This is a genomic window from Sinorhizobium sp. Y406 (assembly GCF_058732025.1).
This window is the reverse complement of sequence record NZ_CM178975.1, coordinates 1,987,013-2,011,851: the sequence shown is the minus strand read 5'-3', so window position 1 is coordinate 2,011,851 and position 24,839 is coordinate 1,987,013. Positions and strand designations below refer to the sequence as shown.

The window sequence follows — 24,839 nt, the reverse complement described above, 5'->3', positions numbered from 1 at the left end:
TCCCAAAACCGCTGCGCGCTGTAGTTATTTGCGCGCGAAGCTGAAGGTGAAGTGGCTGCCACGATGGTAGTCGATGGCGTAGATGACGGGCTTGCCGGCGGGGCTGTAACAGGTCTCGCGGATCAGCAGTGCCGGCCCGAAATCCCTGAGATCATGCCGCTCGACCACGTCTTCCGGCAGCATCACCGCCGAGACGGTCGCTGCGGACATGCGCGGGCGATGCTTGTATTTGTCGAGCAGATCCAGGAGCGAACCGCTCCAGTCGACGTCGTAAAGCCGGGCCGGGACGATGCTGCGCGGCAGGTAGTCGAGGCAATAGAGAATTGGCGTGTCACCCTGCAATCGCAGTCGCTCGAGCCGAATGACGCGCTCGCCTCGCCCGAGCCGCAATTGTTCGGCCGTGGCCGGATCGGGCATTTCCTCCGCGATCGACAGCACCTTGCTTACCGTGTCGTAGCCGTAGTGTCGCGTCATGTCGGTGACGCTTTCGAAGACGGTGATCGGCCGGTCGACCCGGACGGCCGACATCGGGGAAACAAATCTGCCGCGGCCGTGCTCGACATAGATGATCCCGTCCTGCTCGAGCAGCTTCAGCGCCTCGCGCAAGGCCGGACGCGAAATCTTGAAGCGTTGGGTTAGCTGGGCTTCGGTCGGCAGCTTGTCGCCTGGATTGAGCCCCTCGTCCCGGATCAGGTCGGCAATGCGGTCGCGAAGCTGGATCACCAGTGTGCGCGTGTCGCGAAGGGGCTCGTCCAATTCGTCGCTCCGGGTGAAAAGATATGAGTTTCTTCTTGTCTGACAAATTCGGACAGGTCAAGACTTTGCCAAGCGGGGTGCAATTCCTTCCAGGCATCACCTTATCCTGATTGCGCAAGAAACCGCCCCTTGACACTCCTGGGCAATGTTGTCAGTTGTCTTACAACTTTGCTGTAGGGACAAAACGAGAGAAAACACATGCTGAATTTTGACGAACCGAGATTCCTTCGGATCCAGTCGGGCGCGGTCGCCCTCAGACAGCGCCTGGACGAAGTCATTGCGTCCTGCCTAGAAAAAGGCGCGGAGAACATCTTCTTTCTCGGAACCGGTGGCGCCGCCATTCTGATGCAGCCCGCGGCCCAGCTGCTGCAGCGCCGGTCGCGCTTCCCGGTCTTCATCGACCTGCCGGCGGAGCTCGTCGTCACCGGATCGGCCAACCTCACGGCGAGGTCGATCATAGTCATCCCCTCCCTTTCCGGCACGACGAAGGAGAGCGTCGCCTTCCTCGCCAAGGCGAAGGAGGTGGGCGCGACTGTCCTGACGCTGGTCGGGCATGGAGAAACGCCGCTCGGCAAAGACGGCGATCACGCCTTCGTCAATTTCGCCGAGGACGACACATCCTGCGAGTCCTTTTACTTGCAATCGCTCTTCATCGCGCTTTCGATCATGCGCCACCGCGGTGAGATCGAGAACTACGACCAGGTCGCCAGCGAGCTCGAGGCGCTTCCGCGACTCCTGCTCGAGGTGAAGCGCAGCTACGAGGAGAAGGCCAAGGATTTCGCGAGAATCCTTGCCGGCGCAGACTATCATATCATCACCGGCGCAGGGAATGCCTGGCCCGAGGCCTTCTATTACGGCATGTGCATCCTCGAAGAAATGCAATGGATCCGCACCCGTCCCGTCCACGCCTCCGATTTCTTCCACGGCACGCTGGAGCTCGTCGAAAAGGACGTCAGCGTAGTTCTCTTCAAGGGCGAGGACAGCCTGCAGCCGCTCGCCGACCGCCTGGAGGCCTTCGCGCGCAACTACACCGACAGGCTGACGGTGCTCGATACCGCGGAGTTCGCGCTGCCCGGCATTTCGGCCGAAGTACGCGGCCTCGTCTCGCCGATCGTTCTTGCGACCGTGCTCGAACGCATCAGCGCCCATCTCGAAGTCATGCGCAATCACCCGCTGACGACGCGTCGCTACTACAAACGCGTTGCGTATTGACGCATCGGGCTTGCAAAGTTGCAGCGACCGTTGCGCGTCTGAAAAGGCACGCGGCGCTGTAACCGTGCAGACTGCAAAACACCGAAGGCCAAGGACGCAGCTTCCGTCCTCGGCCTCGTCACCACGCCCGGAGCCAGCCATGGCCGCTTTTCGTTTCGCCGCCGTCGGCGACAATTGCATCGATCGCTTCCTCCCTCCTCTGGCAAGATCCTATGTTGGCGGCAACGCCATCAATGTCGCCGTTCAACTCGCGCGGCTCGGCCATGAGGCCTTCTACTTCGGCGCCGTAGGCCGCGACGACGACGGCGCAAAGGTTCGCGGCCGGCTGCGCGACAATGGAGTGCACGTTAACTACCTGCGCGAGCGCGAGGGCAACACCGCCCATACCGACGTCGAGGTCACGCCCGCGGGCGACCGGATATTCGTTCACGAGGATTTTGGGGTCTGTGCAGGATACCGGCCGGGGCCAGCCGATATCGAGGCGCTGAAAACGATGGACCACGTGCACATCGGCTGGCTCGACGATGGCGGCGCGCTCCGGCGAGCGCTTTGCCGGGCGGGAGTGAGCGTCTCGCAGGACGTCTCGGTGAATGCCGCGGCCGCCGATCTCGGCGTCACGGGGCTATCGATCGCCTTCGGCTCGGCCGGCGAGGACAGTGCCAGGGCCGAAAGCCTCGTCCATGATTTTCTTATGGACGGCGCGCGCCTTGCGGTGGTGACGCGCGGCGGCAAGGGTTCGCTTGCAAGCGATGGCGCGGCATATGCCACGGCGGGCATCCGGCCGGTACAGGTGGTCGACACGACCGGCGCCGGCGACAGTTTCATCGCCGGCTTCCTGGCCGCCCACATTGCAGGTCGGCCACTCGCCGAATGCCTGCACGCCGGGCGCGATCTGGCGGCACTGACCTGCACCCATGTCGGCGGCTTTCCCCAGGATCCGCAGCCGCTCTGACTTATGCCAACTGTCGCCGCACCGCCTGCGGCTTTCAATGCAGCAACTGGCTCAGGAACAGACCGGCGCGCTCCGTCTTCGGGCGTGCGAAGAACGCTTCCGGCTCGCCCTCTTCGACGATGCGGCCGCGGTCCATGAAGATCACCCGGTCCGCAACCTGCCGTGCAAAACCCATTTCGTGCGTCACGCAGATCATGGTCATGCCGTCATTTGCCAGCGCCACCATCGTGTCGAGCACTTCCTTGACCATTTCCGGATCGAGGGCGGATGTCGGCTCGTCGAAGAGCATGACCTTTGGATTCATGCAGAGCGCCCTGGCGATCGCCACCCGCTGCTGCTGACCGCCCGAAAGCTGGCCCGGATATTTGTTCGCCTGCTCCGGAATGCGCACCCGGCCGAGAATGTGCATGGCGATCTCGATCGCCTGCTTGCGCGGCATCTTCTTCACCCACATCGGCGCGAGGATGCAATTCTCGAGGATGGTCAGGTGCGGAAACAGATTGAACTGCTGAAAGACCATGCCGACCTCACGGCGGACGGCGTCCACCTTGCGCTCGTCCTGGCCGAGTTCGACGCCGCCGACCGTGATGTCGCCCTGCTCGTGCGCCTCGAGGCGGTTGATGCAGCGGATCAGCGTCGACTTGCCGGAGCCCGACGGGCCGCAAATGACCACCTTCTCACGCGGCGCGATCGAAAGGTTGATGCCGTCAAGCGCGTGATAGCGGCCATACCATTTGTGGACACCGCGCAGCGCGATCTCCGAGGTGGCGATGTCGATCGAAGTGGGCATTCTTACCTCCGGAGTTTCATTTCAGCACGAGCCATGCGGAGAACACGATAACGAGGGCGCCGATTATCGTGTGCAGCTCGATCGGAGCGGAAAATACGAGCGCCCCGTAGAGGCCGCCCCAGACGATCTGACTGTATTGGAACGGCGCCACGACCGACGCATCGCCGACACGGAAAGCGCGCACCAGAAGGAAATGGCCGCCCAGCAGCAACAGACCGGCTGCACCGGCGCCGAGAAGATCGGTTAGCGTCGCCGCCTTCAGTCCGCCGCCGATCTCGGAGGCGATCAAGGCGGTGGCGGCAAGCACGACCAGCAACGTCGCGACGAGAGCCAGGTCGCTTTCGCTCGCCTTCGCGCGCCTGAGGAGAACAAGGGAAAGCGCAAAGGCGAGAGCCGAGGCCGCGGCCGCGGCATGGCCGAGATTGAGCGGCGCAATTCCCGGCCGGAGCGCGACGGCGACGCCGACGAAACCGATCACCACCCCGCTCCAGGCCAGTGGCGACAGTCTTTCGCCAAGGAGCACAAAGGCGAGGATCGCCACCAGAAGCGGCGTCAGGAACGCCAGCAGGTAGGCTTCGGCGAGCGGCAGCATCGAAAACGCGTAATGAATGAGGAGCGTATCGACGGCGAGCAGGAGTGCGCGCATGAGGGCGAGACGCGGGTGGCGCGGCAGCAGCGATCCGCCGTTGCCGGTCGCGCCGGCGTAGGCGCCAAGGAGCGTCAGCGCCGCGATCGTGATCATGAACGTCACCTGCGGCACCGGGAAACGCTCCGCCAGAAGCTTCACCATGACGTCGGCGCCGGAGAAGACGGCGAAGGCCATGAAGCCGAGCGTGGCCGCACGCATGTTCCGCCGCATGCCGGCCCCTGCCGCCGCCACGTTCGCGTCAACGGACATTGGAGCGTCCGAACCGGGCTTCGATGCGGGACTGCAGGAATTCCAGCCCGACCGAAAGAAGCCAGTAGATCATCGAGGCGGTGATCAGCATTTCGATGTGGCGGAACTCGGTCTGCCCTTGCGTGCGGGCGAGATACATGAGTTCCCAGACGCCAACCACGGAAACGAGCGAGGAATCCTTCAGCATCGCGATGAACTGGTTGCCGGTCGGCGGAATGATGACGCGCATCGCCTGCGGCAGGATCACCAGTCCCATCGTCTGGCTCGGGCTCAAGCCGAGCGCGGTCGCCCCTTCCGTCTGCCCCCGCGGAATGCTCTCTATGCCGGCGCGGAAGATCTCCGTCATGTAGGCGCCATAGCAAAGCGAGAGAGCGAGGATGCCCGCCGGCACCGCGCTGATCACATAACCCACCTGCGGCAGGCCGAGATAGATGATGTAGATCTGCATCAGGAGCGGCAGGCCGCGGAAAAGGGAGGTATAGAAGGTCGCAAGTCCGTAGACGACGCCGTTCCTGGAAAGCTTCGCGATTGCCCCGGCAAGCGCGATGACGGTCGCGGCGGCAATCGAGATCACCGAGATATAGAGCGTCGTGACGACGCCCTGTGAAATCAGAAAGCCGACCTTTTTCCCGATGAAAGCAAAGGAAAGATTGAAGGAATAGAAGAACAGCATAAGCAGCACGAAAAGCTCTATCCAGACGCCGACCACCTGGAATCTGCGCGGCAGTTGCCTGAGCGCCTGCCAGTTCACGACCGCAATCGCGGCGATAATGGTCGCGCCCAATAGCCGTGCCGGCGCAGGGTTGGCGGCGAGCCAGTCCGATGCGGTCGGTAGCACATGCCCGAGCCAGGCGGGGCTTACCCCCATTCCGTAGATCGCGACGGTGATGAGCGCGAGGATGACGAACACCCCCGTGCGCCGCGCGGCATCTGGATAAGTCAGTATCAGACGGCCGATCATTCGTTCCCTCCGGCGTTCAGGCCGCGCGCTCGCGCCACCAGTCCTGTGCCTGCAATTTCCAATACGTGAGCTGCGCGACGGCGCGCCCCGCATAACCGCCGGTCCAGACGAGCCCGAAGGGCTTGAAAAGCGTGTAGCGATGGGACTCGCCCAAAATACCCTCGGCCACCAGCTTTCCGCCGATCGCCGTCGTGTTGAGGCCATGGCCGCCGAAGGCCGTGCAATACCAGACACCCGGCTGCATTTCGCCGATCTGGGGCATCAGGTGCCGCGCATAGGACATCAGGCCCGACCAGGCGAGCTCCGTCTTCAGATCCTTCAACTGCGGATATGTGCCGACCATCTCGCGCCGCAGTTCCTTCGCAAGCGTGGCCGGCGAGGCAGCGCGCGTGGTGATCCTTCCTCCCCACAACAGCCGCCTTCCGCCGTCGACCAGGCGGTAGTAGTCGCCGGCACGGCGGTTGTCGCCAACCGCGTCCGTGGTGGCGATGGCGCTGCGCAGGAGCTCGGGCGCCCCCTCGCTCACCATCACATAGGTCGCGATCGGCAGGAAAGAGCGCTTCAGCCGGCCGTTGAGGGAGCCCGTATAGCCGCCCGTGGTGAAGACGACCCGGCGTGCCTTGACCCGGCCGCAAGCGGTGGACACCAGCTTTTCGGCGCCGCCGAGCGCACATTTCGTCGCAGCCGATCCCTCATAGATCCGCCCGCCCAAACGCTCCACTTCGTCGGCAAGCCCGCGCAGGTAATTGAGCGGATGCATATGGAAGGCCCGACGGTCGCGCAGCCCCTGGAAATAGCGCTTCGACTTGAGAATGGAGCGGACCTCTTCCGTGTCGAGATAGTCGAGCTCGTAGCCATAGCTGCGTTTCAGTTCGTCCGCGTGGGCCTTGAGCCTGCCTCCGTCGTCATGGCGCACGACGCTGATGATGCCGGGCTGCGGTCCGGCGCCGTCGATTCTGAGGGCATCGATCGTTTCCCGCACGAAATCGACGCCTTCGATCGAAAGGCGATGCAATTGCCAGGCCGCCTCGCCGCCCGCCCTGCGGGCGATCTCGGCGCTGCCGGTAGCAAAGCCCGGGCTGACGAAGCCTCCATTGCGGCCGGAAGCGCCGAACCCGACGCTTTCCGCCTCGAGCACGACGACCGATTGGCCGGCGCGTACGAGCTGCAGTGCGGTTGTCAGACCTGCCAGCCCTCCTCCGACGATAACGGTGTCACATTCGATCGCTTCCGACAGAACTGGTCTGACCTTCGCATCGGCCAAGGTCCGTTTGTAATAGGTCTCGGGATAGGACATCTTCTCTCGCGCAAAGGTCGCTGGAACGGTGCCGGCGCGACACAGGCATGGCGGTCGCTGCCCGCCGCGTCGCCCACAGGTCATTGGAACGGAGCGGATCGTGATCTGGTGAGACCCAGATCACGATCCTGCAATATCAGTCGGCGCTATAATCCTTTCCATACCACTTGGTGGTGAGGGCTGCGAGCGTACCGTCCTCCTTCATTTCGCCGATGATGGCGCCGACCTTCTTCGTCCAGTCCGCGTCGACCTTCTCGGCAATCACCACCAATGGCTCCTTGAAGGCATATTCCCCATCGAGGACGCGCAGCGGATAGCCATTCTTGATGGCGTTGAGCGCGGTTTGCTCCGGGGCAATGACCGCATCCAGGCGCACGCCGTCGCCGAGGCGCAGATCGTCGAAGGGCAGCATGGAGTCGGCGAAGGTGCGGACTTCGCCCGGGTCCACCTTATATTCGACCGGCGGAAGGCCGGGCGCGTCGATTTCCAGCTGACGGCGGATGTAATCCTCCGACGTCGTCGCGGTCTCGACACCGATGATCTTGCCATTGAGGTCGGCAACGGATTTCGCCTGACTGTCCTTGTGCAGCACGTAGACGTACGGGCTGTAGTAATAGACGCCGGCGAAGTCGATCACCTGGGCGCGCGCTTTCGTCGGGGTGACGGAGCCGACGCCGAGATCGTAGCGTCCCTGCCAGCGACCGCCGGTCAGCGTGGCCCAATCGGGCGTCTCGAAACTGACCTCGACCCCGAGCCGTTTGGCGATTTCCCGCGAGACGTCGATGTCGAAACCGACGAGCTGATTGCTGTCGTCGAGATAGCTCTGGGGCGGCCAGCCGCTGTTGGTGGCAACCACCATGGCCTTCTTGTCCATGACCCGGTCGAGCGTTTCGCCCGCCTGTGCCGCCGTCGCAAGGGCCAAAGCGGCGACGCCGATGGCAAGCTGTGCAAACAGTTTTTTCACGAATTCCTCCCGTTCTCCGTCAGCGACAAGTTCGCAGCCGTGTAAGATGTCTGACAACTGGGACTGTAAATCGCACGACCCGCCTGTCAAGCCAGGATCGTCACTGCGCCCATGAAACGAAATGATGAGACCATGCGGATTTGTGATGGCGGCCGGGGGCTGCGCCGCTCCGATTTCCCGCCCGCTCCGGTGTCGCGGGAGAAGCGAACTGCCAGCCCCGGTTGGCACGCCAGCCGAGATTGTTCTCGGCTGGCGTTTCCCGATCAGGAAAGATGGTGACGCTCCTGCAAGCCGTACACGGGGGTGGGAATACCCTCTGCGCGGGCCTTCAGTTGCAGCGAGAGATACTGTGAATAGTGACGCGACTGGTGCAGGTTGCCACCATGGAACCAGAGCGCCTCCTGCTGCGTCGGCTTCCACATGTTTCGCTGCTCGCCCTCCCAGGGGCCGGGGTCCTTCGGTGTGTCGGAACCGAGCCCCCAGACCTTGCCGACCTTGTCGGCGACTTGCCTGGAGATGAGGTCGGCGGCCCAGCCGTTCATCGAGCCATAGCCGGTCGCATAAACGACGAGATCGGCGGGTAGGACCGTGCCGTCTTTCAGAACGACCGCATCTTCGGTGAGGTGGCTCACATCGGATCCGGATTTGAGCTTGATGCTGCCGTCGATGACGAGGTCGCAGGCCCCGACGTCGATGTAGTAGCCGGAGCCGCGACGCAGATATTTCAGGAACAAGCCGGAACCGTCGGCGCCCCAATCGAGCAGGAAACCCGCTTTCTCCAGGTCTGCGTAAAACTTCGCGTCGCGCTCGCGCATCTTCTCGTAGAGCGGGATTTGGAACTCGTGCATGATCCGGTACGGCAGCGAGGCGAAGATCAGGTCCGCCTTGCGCGTCGTCATGCCGGCGGCGACCGCCCGTTCGGAGTAGAGGTCGCCGAGCCCGATCTCCATCAACGTGTCCGATCGCACGATGTGCGTCGATGAGCGCTGCACCATCGTCACGTCGGCGCCGCCTTCCCAGAGGGCCGCGCAGATGTCGTGCGCGGAATTGTTGGAGCCGATCACCACCACCTTCTTGCCGCGATAGGCATCGGGGCCGGGATGCTGCGACGAATGCTGCTGTTCGCCCTTGAAAATGTCCTGGCCTTCGAGTTTCGGAATGTTCGGCTTGCCGGACATGCCGGTTGCGAGAACGAGCTGTTTCGGCCTGAGGACGACCTCCTCCCCGTTGCGATCGACGACGACCGTCCATTCCTTGGCCGCCTCGTCGTATTGCGCCGACTTGCACGTGGTCGAGCTCCAGTAGTTGAGCTCCATCACCTTGGTGTACATTTCCAGCCAATCCCCGATCTTGTCCTTCGGCGCGAAGACCGGCCAGTTTTCCGGAAACGGGATATAGGGCAGATGATCATACCAAACCGGGTCGTGCAGGCAGAGCGACTTGTAGCGCTTGCGCCAGCTATCGCCGGGCCGTTCGTTCCTCTCGATGATGATCGTCGGGACGCCGAGCTGGCGAAGCCGAGCGCCGAGCGCTATCCCGCCCTGGCCGCCGCCGATGACGACGACATAGGGCTGGGTCCCATGGCCGAGTTCGGCGGCTTCCGCGTCGCGCTTTTCCTTCCAGGTCTTGCGCTCGGGGTCATGGCCGTGCTCGGCGCCGAGCGGCCGCCTCAAGCCCTTCGGTTCCTCATGCCCCTTCAGCTCCGTCATCGTCGTCAGCAGCGTCCAGATCAGCCCGTTCTTGAGACGCATATGGCCGTAGCCGCGTGCCACCTCGGTTTCGAATTCGAACCAGCCTTCGGTCACACCGTCGGCGCCCGTCGCCGGCTCCTTCTCGTCCTGCCGCAACCGTGCCGGCTTGATCGCCGCAAGTTGGCTCGTCAGCATGTCGCGGATCTGGTCCTGCCCCTCCATGGTTTTGAGGTTCCAGGTAAAGGCGACGAGATCGCGCCAGTAGCAATCGGCCTGGAACAGGTTGACGACGCCATCGATGTTGCCCTGTTCCAGGGCCTTGCCGAGCTTCGCAAGCGCGGTATCGATGCGAGTGTTGGGACTTTCTTCAAGCATGGGTATCCTCCTTTTCGCTTGAATGGTGCGCTGGCGGCTCCTCATCCGCCCGCGCGAATGCGGGTAATCACTTCGTGAGGTCAATCAGGATCTTCAGGTGTTTGCCGGCCGGGTCGAGAAGCGCATCGAACCCATCTGCCACGGCTTGGTCGAGGGGAATGCGCCCGGTGACGACCCGCTTCGCCGGCAACAGGCCCGACGCGATCAAGCGGATGACGCGCGGCCAATAGTGAGTCGGATAGGCCCAGGAGCCGCGCAGATCGATGTCCTTGAAGGTAACCTGGAACCAGTCGAGGGGGTTTTCGTGCGGATGCAGCCCCGTTTGCACGACGACGCCCTGCTTGCGCACGGCATCTACGCAGGCCTTGAGCGCAAGCTCGTTTCCGACGCATTCGATGGCGACGTCGCAGCCGACCATGCCTTCCGTCCTGGCGCGTACAAGCTCGCCCGGGTTTTCTCGTCGCGGGTTGATCGTGGTGATTTCCGGCAGGATCGAAGCCGCGAACTCGAGGCGAGCATCGTTGATGTCGGAAACGAAAAGCTGCGCGGCGCCGGCGGCGCGTGCAGCAAGCAGCGTCAGAACGCCGATGGGGCCGGCGCCGGTGACGAGCACGCTGCTGCCGGCCGTCACCCCACCGCGATCGCAGGCGTAGACCGCAACCGCGCTCGGCTCGACCAGTGCGGCCTCCTCGTCCGTCATCTCGTCGGGAATTTTCTCGACATTATACGCGTTGAGCAGCGCGTATTCCGCCATGCCGCCGGAGTGCCAGCTCAAGCCCGCGAGCGCCAGATCGGTGCTTAAGTGAAAGAGGCCCCGATCGGCGAAATAGTCGCCGGCGCGCGGCATGATCAGCGGCTGCACCGAGACCCGGTCGCCGGCGCGCACCGATGTCACTCCTTCGCCGACAGCCTCGATCACGCCGCCGAATTCGTGGCCCAGAACCTGCGGCCCATGGGCGCCAGTGAATGGATGCGGCTCCTTGGGAACGAAGATCGGACCGTAGGCATATTCGTGCAGATCGGTACCGCAAATGCCGACGAACCGGTTGCGGACCAACACCTGTCCCGCGGCCGGCCCGCTCGGCGCCGGAACATCCTCGATCCTGAGATCCTTCGCTGCATGGAACCTGAGGGCTTGCATGTTTCCTCCTCATCGCTGCCGTTGTGGTTGAGCAGCGAGCTGCAATGGCCGTGCCAAACTGTCACAGCGAGGAAAATGCAATGTTTTCAGGAGGCAGGAGGGACAGGTGTGTTGCGCCGAGCGGTGTGGTCGCCACAGCTGTGGCGGCCGACCTGTTGCAGCATCCGCTCAGTGCTTCGGCTTTAGCCGATAACGCTTGATCTGCCGATGCACGGTGGAGCGGTCGAGACCCAGGCGACGGGCGGCCTCGGAGATGTTCCAGTTGCAGGCGACGAGCATCAGGTCCAGAGCCGCACCCGCCTCACATCCACCAGCGCCGGCCTTGCCCACGAGAACTTCCGGCAGGTCGCCGATCTCGACGACGCCGTTTTCGGCAAGCGCCGAGGCGACGGCGACCGCGTTGTCGAGTTCGCGGATGTTTCCCGGCCAATCATGGGCCTTGAGCGCCATGACGGCAGCCGCGGACAACGTGAGCCTGCCGCCGGAATGCCGCTTCAGGATCTCCTCCAGAACCCAATCGAAATCGGATCTGTCCCTGAGCGCAGGTAGCGAGAGCGTCGCGGCATTCAGGCGGTAATAGAGATCCTCGCGGAACGCACCTTGTGAGACAAGCGCTTGCAGCGGCCGATGCGAGGCGGAGACGACCCGGATCTGAACCGGGCGCGGAACGCTGGCTCCGACGGGCAAGACCTCGCCCTCGGCAAGCACGCGCAGCAACCGGCTCTGCAGGACAAGCGGCATGTCGCCGATCTCGTCGAGGAAGAGAGTGCCGCCGTCGGCCTGCTCGATCAGGCCCTTGCGGCCCTTGGCGGAGGCGCCGGTGAAGGCGCCGGGCAGATAGCCGAAGAGCTCGCTCTCGATCAGTTGTTCGGGGATCGCCGCACAGTTGATGGCGACGAACTGGCCGTTGAGGCCGCTGCCTTCGTGAATGGCGCGGGCCAGATGCTCCTTGCCGGTTCCCGTTTCGCCCTGGATGAGGATCGGCAGGCTCGTGCGGGCAAGCTTCGCGGCCCTCGCCTGCAGCGCGACGATCTCGGGTGCATCGCCACCGAGCCGGCGCAATGGCGGCGGGATCTGCTCGCGCGAGATGGCCGGCGCGCGGATGCGCGAATGCGGCTCGATGGCATGGGCGAAAAGTGCATCTCCATCGCGGGCGAAGACGAGCCGGTCCTGCGTCGGACGCTGGCGCGTGAGGTCGGGAAGATCGTCGATCTCCACGTCGAGGAAGCGCGACACCGGTTCGCCGAGAAGCTGGCGCGGATCCCGCCAGTCGAGTCCGGCCGCGCGCGCCAGGATCTTCGCGCCGCCGTGCGTCATGCCGACGATACGTCCGCGCCCGTCGATCGATATCGCCGCCTCAGGATCGACATCGAGGAATTCCGGTGAGCGCGAGAACCGCAGTACCCATTCGTGACGTGCTTGCGCCATGAGGTTGGCAAGCTCGATGCGCCTTGCGGTAGCGTTGACCAGATGCAGCGCAAGGTTCTGGCTCGCCTTCGCGATCGGCGAACTCAGGAGCGAAATGTCGAGGACCGCGGAGAGTTCGCCATGCATGTCGTAGATCGGCGCCGCGGTGCAGGAGAGCGGCGTATGGGTGTTGTCGAAATGGTCGGTCTGATGGATCGTCAGCGCCTCGCCCGCCTCAATGCAGGCGCCGACGGCACAGGTGCCGGCGCGCCACTCCGACCATTCCGCACCGAGATAAAGTCCGGCCTTGCGCAGGTTGTTGTTAAAGAGCGGATCACCGAGGAACTCGACGGTCACGCCCTGCCGATCGGAGAGCAGCAGCACGTAGTTCTGCCCCGCCACCTGCCGGAACAGATGCTCGAGCCCGGAGCGAGCGATGTTGATCAGGTCTTCCGATTGCTGGCGGTGCTCCTTGAGCCGCGGCTCCGGAACGATATAGGCCTCGCAGGTCTGCGCCGGGTCGAGCCGGTGATGCTCGAGGCAGCGCAACCAGGATTTCACGACCATATCGTCACGACTGACGGGGAGGCCGCGGCCCGCCCGCTCGATTTCCCGGACATGGTCGGAATAAGAAAACATGACCGCCTCCCAACGGACCCGCGCTCGCTCCTAGCATGGAGTGTGCTGAAGCCGACGGCGAAAGTAAAGGAAGCGAAGGGGCGAGCGCCAGGCCATCGGCCCCGCGCATTCCGTCAGAAGGACAAGGATCGCACGCCTTGGTCAGCGTCTCCGCCGCACAATTCTGTGCTACTGTGATGGCAGCGTAGGAGGGTGAAGCGATGACCTACTCGTACCGCTGCAAGGACTACCCTGGAATGGGCGTGTCCGGCGTCGTTTACGGCCGAAACTGAAGCGGAACTCTGGAAACACATCGAAATCCACGGATCGACCGCTCATCAGGAGGAGCCTGAGAAATGGTCCTCAGAAGATCGGCAACAGATCAAAAACCTAATCCGCGAAACGTAGGACGACGCGCACCGTTTCGTCACCGCTAAGGAACCGCGCATGGGCATCTACAGCGATGTGATCCTGCCGAAGCTCTGCGATCTCTCAATGCGCAACGAGCGCCTGCATCCCTATCGCGAGCGCGTGATCGGCGCTGCGGAAGGTCGCGTCCTGGAGATAGGCAGCGGCTCGGGCCTGAACCTGCCCTTTTACCGGGGGTCTATACGGGAAATTCTCGCCCTTGAACCCGACCCAACCCTCCTCGCGATGGCGCGCCGCGTCCCGCATTCGGAAATGCCGGTCACCTTTATCGAGGCCTCGGCGGAAACCATTCCGCTTGACGACAAGAGCGTCGACACGGTGGTCACCACCTGGACCCTATGCACGATCCCGGGAGGTGCGGCAGCACTGTCGGAAATGCGCCGCGTACTCAGGCCGGACGGCAAGCTGCTGTTCGTCGAGCATGGACTCTCGCCTGACCGTGGAGTGCGCTGGTGGCAGAATCACCTCACGCCTATCTGGCGGCGCATCAGCGGCGGCTGCCATCTAAACCGACCGATCAGGTCGATGATAGAAACGGCAGGATTCCAAATCGACCGGATTGAGACGGGGTACATGCAAGGGCCGAAGCCGATGACTTTTACCTACGAGGGCAGCGCACGGCGAAATTGACACTTTTCCGGGAAGCGAGTCTTCATTTGCGAGGGCTGTTCCCGCGAGGCGAGGGTCGTGGCGTCAAGCTGCATGGGCAGGCTCGATATGTCGGCGCTGACGGTGACCAGTCAAGCCAAGGTAGCGGCGGCGACGGCCAACTTCGGCAAAGGCGCAAGATTCAGCATCTGCCACCAAGGCGCTTCAGCAACGCGCCGGCTCCGAAAGAACACGCGAGTCCGACCGCAAAGATCGTCATGTCGTGACAGCTTGCGCGCGGCGTGTCGGTCGTAGTCAGGAGCGTCGTGCCGCCGATGTAGAGAAAATTCCAGCCGATCCCGAGGAGCACCAGCGCTGCGGCGAAAGACCCGAAGCCGGTCCCGGTCAGGCGGCCGGCCTGGAGCCGCGCCAGGGACAGGCCAAACCAGACCAACCACAGGCAGGTGACGATCGCGCCCACTGACATTCCTGGTCTGGGGGCGGCACGATCTCGCGACGCCGCTGCCGATGGCCGAGTCCGCAAGCGCCCGCTTCGGCTGGCCGCTCCATGTCATCGATGGTGCCGCCGACGATCCGCCGATCGAGCAGCCAGTGGCATTCATGGACGCGATCCGTACCGCGCTTATAGAGATCGAAGCCGCCGCTACCCAGGCGCTGCCCGACACTCGTGAGGCTTGGGATCGAATTGCCCCTGGCTACGATCGGACGAATACAGAAACGCAGATGTGGCTCGAGAGTCTGATCAGGGCAGGGCTCCGCCCCCGGTGTGTGCTTTCTCGACATTGCATCCTGCAGCGGCGCGCTCAGTATCCCGGCAGCACGTATCGGTGCCGAGGTGGTCGCCGTCGACCAGTCGCCCATCATGCTCCGGCTGCTGCGAGAACGTGCCGGCCGGGAAAACATGCAAATCGATACCTGCGTAATGGACGAGCACGCGCTCACCTTTGACGACGACAGCTTCGACATGGCGGGATCTCAGTTTGGGGTAATGCTCTTTCCCGACGTGCCAAGGCGTATTCGGGAGATGACACGGGTTGTCAAACCTGGAGGGCGGGTGCTGTCATCGCCTATTGAGACCCGCCTCGGATAGACTTCCTCGCTTTCCTGGTCGGGGCCGTTCAATCGGTGCGCCCGGAGTTTAATGGTCCGCCGATGGCCCCCCGCCGCTGCCGTTTCAGCTCAGAGATCCGCAGCGGCTTGTCCGCGAACCGACGAAGGCCGGACTGAAGGACATCAATGTCGAGACGATCACCGAGAGCACGGCGTTCAGGTCAGGCGCCGAGCTATGGGACTGGATCGCATGGAGCAATCCGATTGTCGAGGAAGTGCTTTGCAGCCTGGCGTTGAGCAACGGCGAGCGTGGGGTTATTCACCAGACGCTCGATCGCATGGTTCGCGGACGGGCAGGCGGTTACGGCTCGGCCATCCTGAGAAACCCCGTCAATATTGGCATCGGGACCAAGTGACCGCGCGGTCAATTTGATGCATTCAGTTTGTGGTCATCCCAGCACTTGATGGGGCGGCCACTGATGCCTGCTGGCTTCTAAGGTTCGACTCCGGAGATAGCGCCGATGTCACTGAAGGCGTGCGGCTAATGTCGGCTATCGGGTAAGGCGACCGCCGGCGTAGTCGGATTGGTATTCATCCTTCCAAAGTTTTTTACGCGGGCCGGAACACACCCGGTGGCAGCCGTCGCAGCCCGCATCGAAAAGCGGACGCCCCGCCGCCCTGGGCGGCGGGGCGGTTAGCCTGCAAAAGTGCAGGAGGCTCCTTGCGGTCCTCCTGATATCTGAAAAAAGGAGCCGGCGAGCCAGGTCGTCGACTACTGGAGAAGCTTGAGTAGTTCCTTTGCCGCCGAGGTGGACGAAGTCGGGTTCTGGCCCGTGATCAGCCGGCCGTCCACAACCGTGAAATCGGCCCAATCAGCGGCCTTTTCAAAGCGGGCGCCAAGGCGCTTCAGTTCGTCTTCGACAAGGAATGGCACGACATCGGTCAGTTGCACCGCCTCCTCCTCGGAATTGGTAAAGCCGGTGACGCGCTTTCCCTTGACGACGGGCTCTCCCTGAGAGGTGACCTTGAGCAGGACAGCCGGGCCATGGCAGACGGCAGCAACCGGTTTTCCGGCATTGTAGAATTCTTCGATGAGCGCGATCGAGTCTTCGTCCTCGGCAAGGTCCCAAAGTGGGCCGTGACCTCCTGGATAGAAGATCGCGTCGAAGCCGTCCATCTTGACTTCGGCGAGCCGCCTGGTGTTGGCGAGTTCCTCCTGAGCGGCGGAGTCCTTCTTGAAACGTTCCATCGCCTCGGTCTGGCTGCCCGGTTCATCGCTTTTCGGATCGATCGGCGGTTGGCCACCCTTTGGCGATGCGAGCGTGACCTCCGCGCCGGCATCCCTGAACACATAGTAGGGCGCCGCGAACTCCTCGAGCCAGAAGCCCGTCGGCTTGCCGGTATTCCCCAGTTGGTCATGCGAGGTCAGAACCATCAGGATTTTCATAGCCATTCTCCTTCTCTTTGAGGCGTGTCCCAACGCGGGCTCACCGAGGAAAATATGCCCGTCTCCCCGGCCTTCGCACTTCGATCGCGGCTTCGGCCTGGTGCCATTATTTACCTGATGCCGTTTCCAGGTGAATAGTTGTTGTCTGGCAGTCACTATCCCGAAGGGCGGCAGAATAGATGGATCGCATCGATGCAATGAAAGTGTTCGTGACGGCGATCGACGAAGGCAGTCTCGCCGGTGCCGCGCGGCGGCTGAAGCGTTCGTCGACGGCGGTCAGCCGGGCGCTGAGTTTACTGGAGACACATGTCGGCGTCGAGCTATTGCACCGGACTACCCGCACGTTGAAACTCAGCGAAGCCGGCCAGCGCTATGCCGCCGCCTGCCGCAGGGTGCTGGTCGACCTCGAGGAAGCCGACATGCTCGCTGGCGGCGAGCGGTCGGCTCCTCGCGGAAGATTGACGATTTCGGCGCCGCCGATCCTGGGGGAGGAGGTGTTCCGCCCCATCCTCGATGATTTCCTCGATCTCTATCCCGCCGTGTCGGCACAACTGCTCCTGCTCGATCGGTTCGCCAACCTGGTGGATGAGGGCATCGACATTGCCCTGCGCATCGGGCAATTGGCGGACTCGTCACTCATCTCCACCCGGGTTGGCGGGGATGTCAGGCGGGTGGTGGTCGCCTCTCCTCGCTACCTCGCCACTCATCCGCGGATTGACGAGCCGGCAGATCTCGCGAAACACCGGATCATCGCCTTTACCAATTTCGGCCTGGACTCATGGAATTTTACGCCGGTGAAGGGGTCGTCCATTCCAAGAACAGTGCAGTTCACCCCGCGGTGCATCTTCAACAGCGTGCGCGCTGCGGCCGCTTCCGCCGCCGCAGGTCACGGTGTCACCAGGCTCTATTCCTATCACGTTGCGGAATATGTGCGCGACGGACGCCTCAAGATCGTGCTTGCGGAGGCCGAGCACCCGCCCTTGCCGGCGCATCTCATCTCACCGCAGGGCCGGATGTCAGTCCCGAAGGTCCGTACCTTCGTCGATTTCGCCGCCCCGCGCCTGCGCTCCGAGTTCGCCCACCTCTCGGCGGAAGCCGATGCGCTCGGATGATTATGCCGGTGTTCGGTCGAGTGACTGCCGAACAGAGACTATTCTCCCAAAGATCGGATGGACCTAATTTCATTGCACCGACGCCGATGGCGGAGGGCGGACGCAAGGGGCGACCGCTGCAATCGAAACAGGGATCTTACCCATGAGCACCGAACAGAAAGTCGTCATCATCACCGGCGCGTCGCAAGGCATCGGCGCCGGATTGGTACGCGCCTATCGCGACCGTAACTACCGCGTCGTAGCCACGTCGCGGTCGATCAAAGAGAGCGCCGACCCTAATATTCACACGGTAGCCGGCGACATCAGCAAGCCGGATACCGCCGAGCGGGTCGTGCGCGAGGGCCTCGATCGCTTTGGCCGAATCGACTCGCTGGTGAACAATGCGGGCGTTTTCCTCGCCAAGCCCTTCATTGAAATGACGCAGGATGAGTACGAGCATAATCTCGGCGTCAATGTCGCGGGTTTCTTCCACATCACCCAGCGCGCGGCGGCGGAGATGCTGAAGCAGAGCTCGGGCCATATCGTCAGCATTACCACGAGTCTCGCCGATCAGCCGATCGTCGGCGTGCCCTCCGCGCTCGCCTCTCTAACCAAAGGCGGTCTGAACGCTGTGACGCGGTCGCTGGCGATGGAATTCTCCAAGAGCGGCATACGGGTCAACGCGGTCTCTCCAGGCATCATTAAGACGCCGATGCACCCGCCCGAGACGCATTCGGCATTCGCCGAACTGCATCCCATCGGCCACATGGGTGAAATTCGCGACATTATAGATGCCGTTCTCTACCTAGAGACTGCAGCCTTCGTCACCGGCGAGATCCTGCACGTCGACGGCGGACAGAACGCCGGTCGTTGGTAATTGCCGCAGCACACGGCGGACGCGCTGCAACCGTGCGGCGCCTGTCCAAGCCCAGCAAATCCAATGGAGACTGCAGATGCCTATCGTCACCGTACAGGTCACCCGCGTGGGAAGCACTCCGGACCGCAACTCCGTCACGGCGGAGAAGAAGACCGCGCCTCCGCCGTTTCTACTGTCTTGCCGCCCGCGGCGATCTGATCCGCGACTATGGCCGCGGCAATCCCGATTATCCGGACAGGAACGGCGCCGACCTTGCAATGCGGCTTGATGGTACTCCTAAGCGGCGTTTCGTTTCGGATCTGGTTTCAGTCTGCGCCGCGCATCGCCCCGATGTCCTTAGCACCACCAGAGAAGGAAAGCTGCACCAGTTCGTCGACCTGTGTTGGCAATGGGCCGTTGGAGATCAGCCGAAGGCATTGCCGACGACCTAGCGAAAGTCGTGCCTGACTTTCAGAGACACCGTGACCGAGAAGTTGTGCGCGATCTCGAAAACGCGGCTCGGAACTGTCGTCGCCTCGGCATGATCGACGTAGCCGACGATTTCCAGCGACAGGCCGATGAAATTGCCGGGCGGCTTATCCGAAGCAGCGGCTTGAAATAGACGGCCTGCTTCGGACGACAGGCGCTCGAATATGCTTTTTATAGGAAGCCGTCACCAATAGGGACGGCATAGACGATTTTATCGACTAGCCGTTCCCAGCAGAAGGAACGGCACATGCACGAGCAAACGCCTAATCTTGTCAGCCTCCGCGAAGTCTGCGTCATGACTTCGCTTTCCCGAACAGCAATCAACCAACGCCGGGCCGCCAGCACGTTTCCTAGGGCCGTCCCTCTAGGCGACAAGCGCATCGCATTCGTACGTTCGGAAGTTGAGCAATGGATTCGCGACCGCATCGCAGCACGTGTGGAGGCGAACGCGTGACGGCGCCTTCTCGAGCCGACCTGGCCGCAACCTGGCCGCCGACCGCCGCCGTCGCAAAGTCCGCCGGCCATGACGCAAGTCGCCGATGAAGGCGATCCGCGAAAAGTGCCTCGATTGCTGCGCCGGCCAGCCGAGCGAGATCCGCTCGTGTGAGAGCGTGAATTGTGCCCTATGGCCGTTCCGCAGTGGTCAGCATCCGTTCACGTCCGCGAAGATGAAAACCGCCTCCCAGGAAGCGAATTTTCAGGAAAGCGAGGCGGCATGACCGACACTCCTCCCATTGGCGGTACGACCGGGCTTTGCCATGAGCGGAGCGCCCTAGTCGAAACCGCGGCGCAGTGGCTCTCAAACCAAGCGAATCCGCCGCAGCCGATCATTCCGGCATTGCGCCAGCGCTTCAATCTAAGCGCCCTGGAGGCGACAGAGGCGTGCGCGATGGCGCAGCGGTTCCGAATGATCCGGGGGGCGATGGCTTGACTCTACATCAGCAAATCGCGACCGAAGCGGCCGGCGAGTTCAAGTTCTCCGGCAAGCGACGGACGATTGAGCCCGTCGAGGCCATTCCGTGGCGCTGGCCTGCCACAGCGGCGCTTGCAAACGAGTATATCTCTGACTGGCGCGACATGGCCTCTAAGGCACTGGAAAGACTGCGGCTCTCCAAGGACACGTTGGAATGCATCGCTTCACACGTTTCCAGGCGTGACGGAACATGTAACTTGAAAGACAGGGCGATGGCGTCTCGATCTGGCCGATCGCTCGCATCAACAAAGCGAGACATCGACAGGCTGAAGCGACTCGGTTTGCTGATCGCGGAATATAAGCCAGGAAGGGGCCGCCAAAGACGTGAGCGGCTGCTGAAACTGGCCATTCCGGCAGGGCCGAAGAAGTCTCCACGTATCCCCCATTCTGACATGACCGAAGTCGTCTCCACGTACCCCCATACGTGGATACTCTTGATCAAGGAGAACGCCGCGATGTCTGAGCAGCAACTGGATCTCCTCGCATGGAAGCCGCCGGCTGAGATTCTGCCGTTCCCTGTCCATCGATCCCATGGGGCGACGGCGGGTGTCGCGAGGGAGATTTGGGCTCTTGAAAAACCGAAGAGAACCGGCCGGCTCAACAGCCTCCGTGTGAGCACGAGGAAGCGCATGGCGATCCTTATCGGAGAGGATAGGGCGGAGAAGATCGCCGATGACCTGATCCGTACGATCCGCGCGCACATCGCGTACATTGAGGCTGATCCTCATTTTCCAAAGCAAATCAAAACCGAGGCGGTGATTTTCTCTCTGACGCCGCACTCGAAAACGACTCAGCATGGTTACGGATCGGTCGAAGACCGATCGGGGGTTCCAAGGACCCCGTCCTTGGGCGGGTTTGGGCTGCAAGCCCATGAATCAAGCTCCGAGTATGACGCTGCGCGCGCGTGCGACGGGGATGCCGCATGACTGCCGTCGATCTAGGATGCGGGCGCCTTATCGTGCCGGCGCAACTCTGCGATTCTCTTGGCGGCTCTCGCGCGCTCTACGGCGTATGCCAGCTTTTCGGCTTGCCTGCTTGGCATTCGCAGGTACGGGGGATTTTCGGTGCCGGAACCTCCCGCCCGAGCGTAAATGTGCATCAGCATCTTGACGTTCATAGCGAATACGCTCCTCGCGTGTTGAATGATCAACGGGGAGATGGCCCCAAGGTTCCCCGGCTCATCGGCAAGATTCTCGGAGGTACGGCATGACCGACGAGCACCGCGCCGCCCTTGCCTGGGCCGTAAGCCACGCGCCTACCATCGGAGCGCCACGCACGCGAAAGCATCGCGCCTGTCCTCGAGCGGTTCGTCCGGTACATCGAAGAGAATATCACCGGCAAGCCGGGCGACGTCGACGACGAGGCGGAGGCGACCGAGGGAGCAGTCGAGGGGTCCTTGGAAAACCGTAGCGTATTACGGGTACGTGCTGAGCGTCTCGCGTCTCTAGGCATAAACAAAAATTATCATGCTCCACCACAAGATAAGGAAAATTGATAATGGCGATGACAGCGAAACTCTGGTCGGTAAACGGCCTGGCGACGGAACTGGACATTGATCGGCGCACCTTGGCGAAGAAGCTTTCCGGCGTTGAGCCCGATGGAGAGCAGCGTGGAAATCCCGCATGGAAGATGCGGACAGCGATCGATGCCGTCTTCGGCAAAAGCCAAGGTTCCGAGCCTGATCCAATGGAGGTCGAAAAGCTTGCGATTATGCGCGCCAAGAGACGATCGCTCGAGCTTTCCAACGAACGCCGCGAAGGCGCCGAGGCCGAGTTTGCTTGGCAGGATGCGGCGATTCAGGCGATGGCGACGTACTACCACCTGAGATTACGCCCGATCGCGACCTGGCTGTTTGAGGAGCTTCGCAGCCGCGGCGTCAAGGAGGAGCGAGTAATCGCCGGCACGGTCGAAGGATGGTTCATCGGATGCCATGCCGAGGCGGCGGAAAAACTTAAAGCGGCAGCAGCCGAAGCGCGCAAGCGCGGGATTGTTATTCGCGGTTTCGCCGACCTTGGGCGTCTCCTTCCCCCGGGCTTCGGATTCGTCGCCGCCGATGCGGACAATGCGGACGAATAGTCTATGAACGCCGCGCCGCCGCTCTTGCATGCTCTGAGCCTCGTCCTGGCGGAAGCGTCCGGCGACGAGGCGGCGGCGCTGCGGTCTGCGGTCGATCGCGTTATTGCCGGCGATGAGGACAGTTTGGACGCGGCATTCGGGTTGCTTCCTCCCCCAGGCGGCAGGCACTGGCGCACGATCACAGCCCAGGATCAACGCGACGACCTAATCAGGCGGATCAGATCGGAGTTCTTCCCGGAACGATCCGATCGGCAAGCCGCGGAAGCGATCGCCCAATGGTTCACGCGCTTCCAGGGCGACTGGCGATGAACTCGCACCGCGGCGACGTGTCCATTCTCAGGCATCAAGGCCAAGCTTTGGAGCGCCCTAAAGCTGAGGGACCAACCGCTCGGAGCATCCCGCATTCGGCAGATCCTGGCTAACGAGCTACCCCCCTATTGATTGGCCAGAAGACGGGCGATTCTCAGATCAACAGTGATCTTGAGAAAGGGGCATCGCCCGTGTTTTCCAATCAATTCTCAGCATTCGGCGGCGCATCGCCAGAGGTTATTCGCCCGCCGCAGGGAGCGCCGCGCGTTGGTGAAACCGCCGACCCGATCGACAGACTCCCGGCTGAAGCGCAGAGTGTGTTCGCAGACCTGCGCGAACGTGTCGACGATCTTTACGCATCGTTGATGACGATCTCCGAAAAGAAGCAAGAGGCGTGGCACGCCCGCGGCGAAGCCGAGGGCGCCTACAAGATGCTGACAAATGCCGAGATCGCCGTTCGCAATGGCCGCTCGCACATCTACAGCGCGGACCATCCCCAGGCCGTCGCCGCCAAGGCGAAATGGGACAAAGCCGCCCGCATCGCGCAGGAACTCGCCGACAAATACGACGCCGTTGACGCCCGCTGGCAAGCCCAGCGGCGCTTGCTCGACAAAATCGAAAGCTACATTCGCGTTGCCGGCGATCTTATGGCCTCGCCGGCCTTGAAATTGAAAATGCCCGCCGTTGATCGCCTGGCCGCCGAAGTCGAGAGAGTCCGCGCCGAGATCGCCGAGTTGGTAGCCGAAAAGCACCCGGTCGACTCTGCCGCATTCACGTCCATCGAAGCAAAAGCCCGGGCACGCGCCGAGATCGAAGCGTTAGCCGAAAAAGGCCGGCCGCGGGTTCTCGACCTGATAGACCACGGCCCTCGGTCTGGCCTGACGTGGCCGCATTTGATCACGCAATCGCGTAACCATGGGATGGGTCTTCATCTGCCAGGCGATGAAGTCCGCGCCTTCACGGAACTCGATGGCTCCGGGCTCGCCGTTCTTGCGTGGCTGCATCGCGATGCACTTGTTCAGGCGATTGAAGCCGAAATCGACGCAGTTGCAGAAGCCGAAAACGCACTGTCGATCGAGGAACGGGCCGCCAACCTTGCCGCGCTCGATCTCCGCATTTTGGGCGCCGAACGGATCGAGGCGGCGCTTGTGGCAGCTTCCGGCGGCTCTATCGATCACCGCGAAGATATCTCTCCGCTCGCCGTTCTCGGTGTCGACGTGCCGTCGCCGCGGCGGGGGAGGACTAAGTTCCATGGGCGGTCGGTTGGTCGGTGGAAAGAGGGCGCCCGTCGGGATTCGTTCCGGCGGGCGAATTCGCCGATCGATCAAAACTGCGCAGCCTTTGAGTTCGCCCTGGGGTCTGGGCGGGCTCAAAACCCCGGTCGCCGAGTTCTTCACCTTGATGGAACCGGGCGAGCTCGGCGACCGGACTCCCATTTCATCCCGGCCATCTCCTGCCGGTCAGCGAGCCCCTGCCAAGCCGGTTTTCTCAAGCATTTCACGGCCTTGGCAGGGGCTTTCCAATTCCGCGCCCGGCGCGATAGAAAGGCGGTAGCCCAATGGACGTTTTGAAGAACGGAGAGCTCTATCTTTACGGCACGGTCGGCGCCGGAGTTGTTCAGGGTGAAGAAGGATTTACCGCCCTCGACGTGAGGGATGCACTCGCCAAGCTGGGCGACCAGGACGCAACCGTTCGCGTCAATTCCGGCGGCGGCTGGAGCCATGAAGGCGTGGCGATCTACAATCAGTTGAAGGCGCACCGCGGCAAGGTCACGGTGATCGTTGAGGGCGTCGCCGCTTCAGCCGCCTCTGTCCTGGCGATGGCCGACCAGGAGATCATCATGCGGCCGGGCGCCTATCTTATGGTGCATGAGGCGAGCGGCTTCACGGTCGGCGATGCCAAGGATTACGCGAAGACGATGGAAGCGCTGGAAACCGTCAACAAGTCGATGGCGGACATCTATGTGAAGCAAACTCGCCGGCCGAATGCGGAGATCCGCAAGGAAATGGCGGCTGAAACTTGGATGACAGCCACGGAATCCGTCGCCAAGCGCTATGCGACCCGCGTTGCCGATGGCAGCAGTGCCGCGAAGGCATCCGCTCACGCTGCCTTTGCCTGGGGCAACTATCGACGGGCGCCGACACAGATTGCCGCTATGGCCGGAACGGCGACACTCTCCGCCGGCTTCAAGGCTGCAATGGCTCGAGCCGAGCGCGCGAAGGCCGAGGAAGCCATCGAGTCACTGATCCGCGCCAATTATCACCGCTGCAAGAATGACCCCAGTGTGCGTGAGTCGGTGGAGCATCTCCGCAAGAGTTTTCCCGAGGCAATCGAGCGGGCCCTAAGCCGGCCGGCGAATGTCGTCGATGGCCCTTGGCGCGACGTCGTCGACGAGGTCAACCAGCGGAACGGTTTCTTCGCGCTGCATTCCGCGGTCGGCAAGTGAGG

24 protein-coding genes and 1 pseudogene are annotated in these 24,839 nt (G+C 62.6%); 14 read left to right on the top strand and 11 right to left on the bottom strand.

All coding sequences use genetic code 11. The annotated features are described in order from the left end of the window. Positions 1–24: 24 nt before the first annotated feature. Complete coding sequence (locus tag AC4P1R_RS26360; protein ID WP_492178311.1) at positions 25–756, bottom strand: GntR family transcriptional regulator; 732 nt, start codon at positions 754–756, stop codon at positions 25–27. Positions 757–954: 198 nt separating this feature from the next. Between AC4P1R_RS26360 and AC4P1R_RS26355 the strand changes: the two genes are divergently transcribed. Next, the gene (locus AC4P1R_RS26355) at positions 955–1,968 is read left to right on the top strand and encodes an SIS domain-containing protein (RefSeq protein WP_492178310.1); all 1,014 of its coding nucleotides are present in this window, start codon (positions 955–957) and stop codon (positions 1,966–1,968) included. Positions 1,969–2,107: 139 nt separating this feature from the next. Continuing rightward, positions 2,108–2,920: a PfkB family carbohydrate kinase gene (locus AC4P1R_RS26350; RefSeq protein ID WP_492178309.1), complete on the top strand. Its 813-nt coding sequence runs from the start codon at positions 2,108–2,110 to the stop codon at positions 2,918–2,920. A gap of 34 nt (positions 2,921–2,954) precedes the next feature. On the opposite strand, the gene AC4P1R_RS26345 is transcribed toward AC4P1R_RS26350, so the two are convergent. From AC4P1R_RS26345 to AC4P1R_RS26310, 8 genes are all read right to left on the bottom strand, one after another. Continuing rightward, positions 2,955–3,710 carry an amino acid ABC transporter ATP-binding protein gene (locus AC4P1R_RS26345; RefSeq protein WP_492178308.1) on the bottom strand — a complete coding sequence of 252 codons (756 nt, stop codon included), beginning with the start codon at positions 3,708–3,710 and terminating at the stop codon, positions 2,955–2,957. Positions 3,711–3,726: 16 nt separating this feature from the next. Then, positions 3,727–4,608 (bottom strand): DMT family transporter, encoded by an 882-nt coding sequence (locus AC4P1R_RS26340; protein ID WP_492178307.1) that lies wholly within the window; start codon positions 4,606–4,608, stop codon positions 3,727–3,729. Then, positions 4,598–5,569, bottom strand: a complete 972-nt coding sequence (locus tag AC4P1R_RS26335) for an amino acid ABC transporter permease (RefSeq protein ID WP_069461234.1) — start codon at positions 5,567–5,569, stop codon at positions 4,598–4,600. The genes AC4P1R_RS26340 and AC4P1R_RS26335 overlap by 11 nt, the downstream gene beginning before the upstream one ends. A gap of 16 nt (positions 5,570–5,585) precedes the next feature. Next, positions 5,586–6,866, bottom strand: a complete 1,281-nt coding sequence (locus tag AC4P1R_RS26330; protein ID WP_492178306.1) for an NAD(P)/FAD-dependent oxidoreductase — start codon at positions 6,864–6,866, stop codon at positions 5,586–5,588. A 136-nt stretch (positions 6,867–7,002) separates the two neighbouring features. Beyond that, positions 7,003–7,830: a transporter substrate-binding domain-containing protein gene (locus tag AC4P1R_RS26325; protein WP_069461236.1), complete on the bottom strand. Its 828-nt coding sequence runs from the start codon at positions 7,828–7,830 to the stop codon at positions 7,003–7,005. Positions 7,831–8,093: 263 nt separating this feature from the next. Continuing rightward, positions 8,094–9,896 (bottom strand): flavin-containing monooxygenase, encoded by a 1,803-nt coding sequence (locus tag AC4P1R_RS26320; RefSeq protein WP_492178305.1) that lies wholly within the window; start codon positions 9,894–9,896, stop codon positions 8,094–8,096. 67 nt (positions 9,897–9,963) lie between these two features. Next, positions 9,964–11,037, bottom strand: a complete 1,074-nt coding sequence (locus AC4P1R_RS26315; RefSeq protein ID WP_492178304.1) for a 2,3-butanediol dehydrogenase — start codon at positions 11,035–11,037, stop codon at positions 9,964–9,966. Positions 11,038–11,205: 168 nt separating this feature from the next. After that, positions 11,206–13,083: a sigma-54-dependent Fis family transcriptional regulator gene (locus tag AC4P1R_RS26310; protein ID WP_492178303.1), complete on the bottom strand. Its 1,878-nt coding sequence runs from the start codon at positions 13,081–13,083 to the stop codon at positions 11,206–11,208. Positions 13,084–13,314: 231 nt separating this feature from the next. On the opposite strand from AC4P1R_RS26310, the gene AC4P1R_RS26305 reads away from it, so the two are divergent. Together AC4P1R_RS26305 and AC4P1R_RS26300 are read left to right on the top strand one after the other, a co-directional pair. Beyond that, complete coding sequence (locus AC4P1R_RS26305) at positions 13,315–13,470, top strand: DUF1059 domain-containing protein (RefSeq protein ID WP_492178860.1); 156 nt, start codon at positions 13,315–13,317, stop codon at positions 13,468–13,470. Between the two features lie 39 nt (positions 13,471–13,509). Continuing rightward, entirely contained in the window at positions 13,510–14,121 is a 612-nt protein-coding gene (locus AC4P1R_RS26300) for a class I SAM-dependent methyltransferase (protein WP_492178302.1), read from the top strand. Positions 14,122–14,281: 160 nt separating this feature from the next. On the opposite strand, the gene AC4P1R_RS26295 is transcribed toward AC4P1R_RS26300, so the two are convergent. Then, on the bottom strand, positions 14,282–14,560 hold the full coding sequence (locus tag AC4P1R_RS26295) for a hypothetical protein (protein WP_225193014.1): 279 nt from the start codon (positions 14,558–14,560) through the stop codon (positions 14,282–14,284). A gap of 306 nt (positions 14,561–14,866) precedes the next feature. Between AC4P1R_RS26295 and AC4P1R_RS26290 the strand changes: the two genes are divergently transcribed. After that, positions 14,867–15,190, top strand: a complete 324-nt coding sequence (locus AC4P1R_RS26290; RefSeq protein ID WP_492178301.1) for a class I SAM-dependent methyltransferase — start codon at positions 14,867–14,869, stop codon at positions 15,188–15,190. 732 nt (positions 15,191–15,922) lie between these two features. Here AC4P1R_RS26290 and AC4P1R_RS26285 read toward each other — a convergent pair. Beyond that, positions 15,923–16,597 carry a type 1 glutamine amidotransferase domain-containing protein gene (locus AC4P1R_RS26285; protein WP_492178859.1) on the bottom strand — a complete coding sequence of 225 codons (675 nt, stop codon included), beginning with the start codon at positions 16,595–16,597 and terminating at the stop codon, positions 15,923–15,925. A gap of 179 nt (positions 16,598–16,776) precedes the next feature. Between AC4P1R_RS26285 and AC4P1R_RS26280 the strand changes: the two genes are divergently transcribed. The 9 genes and pseudogenes from AC4P1R_RS26280 to AC4P1R_RS26240 all read left to right on the top strand — a co-directional run bounded on the left by AC4P1R_RS26280 (position 16,777) and on the right by AC4P1R_RS26240 (position 24,837). Further along, entirely contained in the window at positions 16,777–17,709 is a 933-nt protein-coding gene (locus AC4P1R_RS26280) for a LysR family transcriptional regulator (protein ID WP_492178300.1), read from the top strand. 142 nt (positions 17,710–17,851) lie between these two features. Next, positions 17,852–18,565 carry an SDR family NAD(P)-dependent oxidoreductase gene (locus AC4P1R_RS26275; protein ID WP_492178299.1) on the top strand — a complete coding sequence of 238 codons (714 nt, stop codon included), beginning with the start codon at positions 17,852–17,854 and terminating at the stop codon, positions 18,563–18,565. A 76-nt stretch (positions 18,566–18,641) separates the two neighbouring features. Beyond that, positions 18,642–18,722, top strand: a pseudogene (locus AC4P1R_RS26270) (4-oxalocrotonate tautomerase); the annotation flags it as partial. Between the two features lie 558 nt (positions 18,723–19,280). Next, on the top strand, positions 19,281–19,487 hold the full coding sequence (locus AC4P1R_RS26265; protein ID WP_492178298.1) for a helix-turn-helix transcriptional regulator: 207 nt from the start codon (positions 19,281–19,283) through the stop codon (positions 19,485–19,487). A 428-nt stretch (positions 19,488–19,915) separates the two neighbouring features. Then, a complete protein-coding gene (locus AC4P1R_RS26260; protein ID WP_492178297.1) occupies positions 19,916–20,932 on the top strand; it encodes a hypothetical protein in 1,017 nt (338 codons plus the stop codon). A gap of 571 nt (positions 20,933–21,503) precedes the next feature. Continuing rightward, positions 21,504–22,082 (top strand): DUF1441 family protein, encoded by a 579-nt coding sequence (locus tag AC4P1R_RS26255; protein WP_492178296.1) that lies wholly within the window; start codon positions 21,504–21,506, stop codon positions 22,080–22,082. Between the two features lie 3 nt (positions 22,083–22,085). Next, positions 22,086–22,391, top strand: coding sequence for a hypothetical protein (locus tag AC4P1R_RS26250; RefSeq protein WP_492178295.1), 306 nt, complete (start codon positions 22,086–22,088; stop codon positions 22,389–22,391). 128 nt (positions 22,392–22,519) lie between these two features. After that, positions 22,520–23,962, top strand: a complete 1,443-nt coding sequence (locus AC4P1R_RS26245; protein WP_492178294.1) for a hypothetical protein — start codon at positions 22,520–22,522, stop codon at positions 23,960–23,962. Next, on the top strand, positions 23,950–24,837 hold the full coding sequence (locus tag AC4P1R_RS26240; RefSeq protein WP_492178293.1) for a head maturation protease, ClpP-related: 888 nt from the start codon (positions 23,950–23,952) through the stop codon (positions 24,835–24,837). Before AC4P1R_RS26245 ends, AC4P1R_RS26240 begins: the two co-directional genes overlap by 13 nt. Positions 24,838–24,839 lie beyond the last annotated feature (2 nt).

Excerpts from the sequence above, each read along its gene's own strand:
- AC4P1R_RS26355 (WP_492178310.1), top strand. The coding sequence starts at position 955 with ATGCTGAATTTTGACGAACCGAGATTCCTTCGGATCCAGTCGGGCGCG.
- AC4P1R_RS26350 (WP_492178309.1), top strand. The coding sequence starts at position 2,108 with ATGGCCGCTTTTCGTTTCGCCGCCGTCGGCGACAATTGCATCGATCGC.
- AC4P1R_RS26345 (WP_492178308.1), bottom strand. The coding sequence starts at position 3,710 with ATGCCCACTTCGATCGACATCGCCACCTCGGAGATCGCGCTGCGCGGT.
- AC4P1R_RS26340 (WP_492178307.1), bottom strand. The coding sequence starts at position 4,608 with ATGTCCGTTGACGCGAACGTGGCGGCGGCAGGGGCCGGCATGCGGCGG.
- AC4P1R_RS26335 (WP_069461234.1), bottom strand. The coding sequence starts at position 5,569 with ATGATCGGCCGTCTGATACTGACTTATCCAGATGCCGCGCGGCGCACG.
- AC4P1R_RS26330 (WP_492178306.1), bottom strand. The coding sequence starts at position 6,866 with ATGTCCTATCCCGAGACCTATTACAAACGGACCTTGGCCGATGCGAAG.
- AC4P1R_RS26320 (WP_492178305.1), bottom strand. The coding sequence starts at position 9,896 with ATGCTTGAAGAAAGTCCCAACACTCGCATCGATACCGCGCTTGCGAAG.
- AC4P1R_RS26315 (WP_492178304.1), bottom strand. The coding sequence starts at position 11,037 with ATGCAAGCCCTCAGGTTCCATGCAGCGAAGGATCTCAGGATCGAGGAT.
- AC4P1R_RS26310 (WP_492178303.1), bottom strand. The coding sequence starts at position 13,083 with ATGTTTTCTTATTCCGACCATGTCCGGGAAATCGAGCGGGCGGGCCGC.
- AC4P1R_RS26300 (WP_492178302.1), top strand. The coding sequence starts at position 13,510 with ATGGGCATCTACAGCGATGTGATCCTGCCGAAGCTCTGCGATCTCTCA.
- AC4P1R_RS26285 (WP_492178859.1), bottom strand. The coding sequence starts at position 16,597 with ATGAAAATCCTGATGGTTCTGACCTCGCATGACCAACTGGGGAATACC.
- AC4P1R_RS26280 (WP_492178300.1), top strand. The coding sequence starts at position 16,777 with ATGGATCGCATCGATGCAATGAAAGTGTTCGTGACGGCGATCGACGAA.
- AC4P1R_RS26275 (WP_492178299.1), top strand. The coding sequence starts at position 17,852 with ATGAGCACCGAACAGAAAGTCGTCATCATCACCGGCGCGTCGCAAGGC.
- AC4P1R_RS26265 (WP_492178298.1), top strand. The coding sequence starts at position 19,281 with ATGCACGAGCAAACGCCTAATCTTGTCAGCCTCCGCGAAGTCTGCGTC.
- AC4P1R_RS26255 (WP_492178296.1), top strand. The coding sequence starts at position 21,504 with ATGGCGATGACAGCGAAACTCTGGTCGGTAAACGGCCTGGCGACGGAA.
- AC4P1R_RS26250 (WP_492178295.1), top strand. The coding sequence starts at position 22,086 with ATGAACGCCGCGCCGCCGCTCTTGCATGCTCTGAGCCTCGTCCTGGCG.
- AC4P1R_RS26240 (WP_492178293.1), top strand. The coding sequence starts at position 23,950 with ATGGACGTTTTGAAGAACGGAGAGCTCTATCTTTACGGCACGGTCGGC.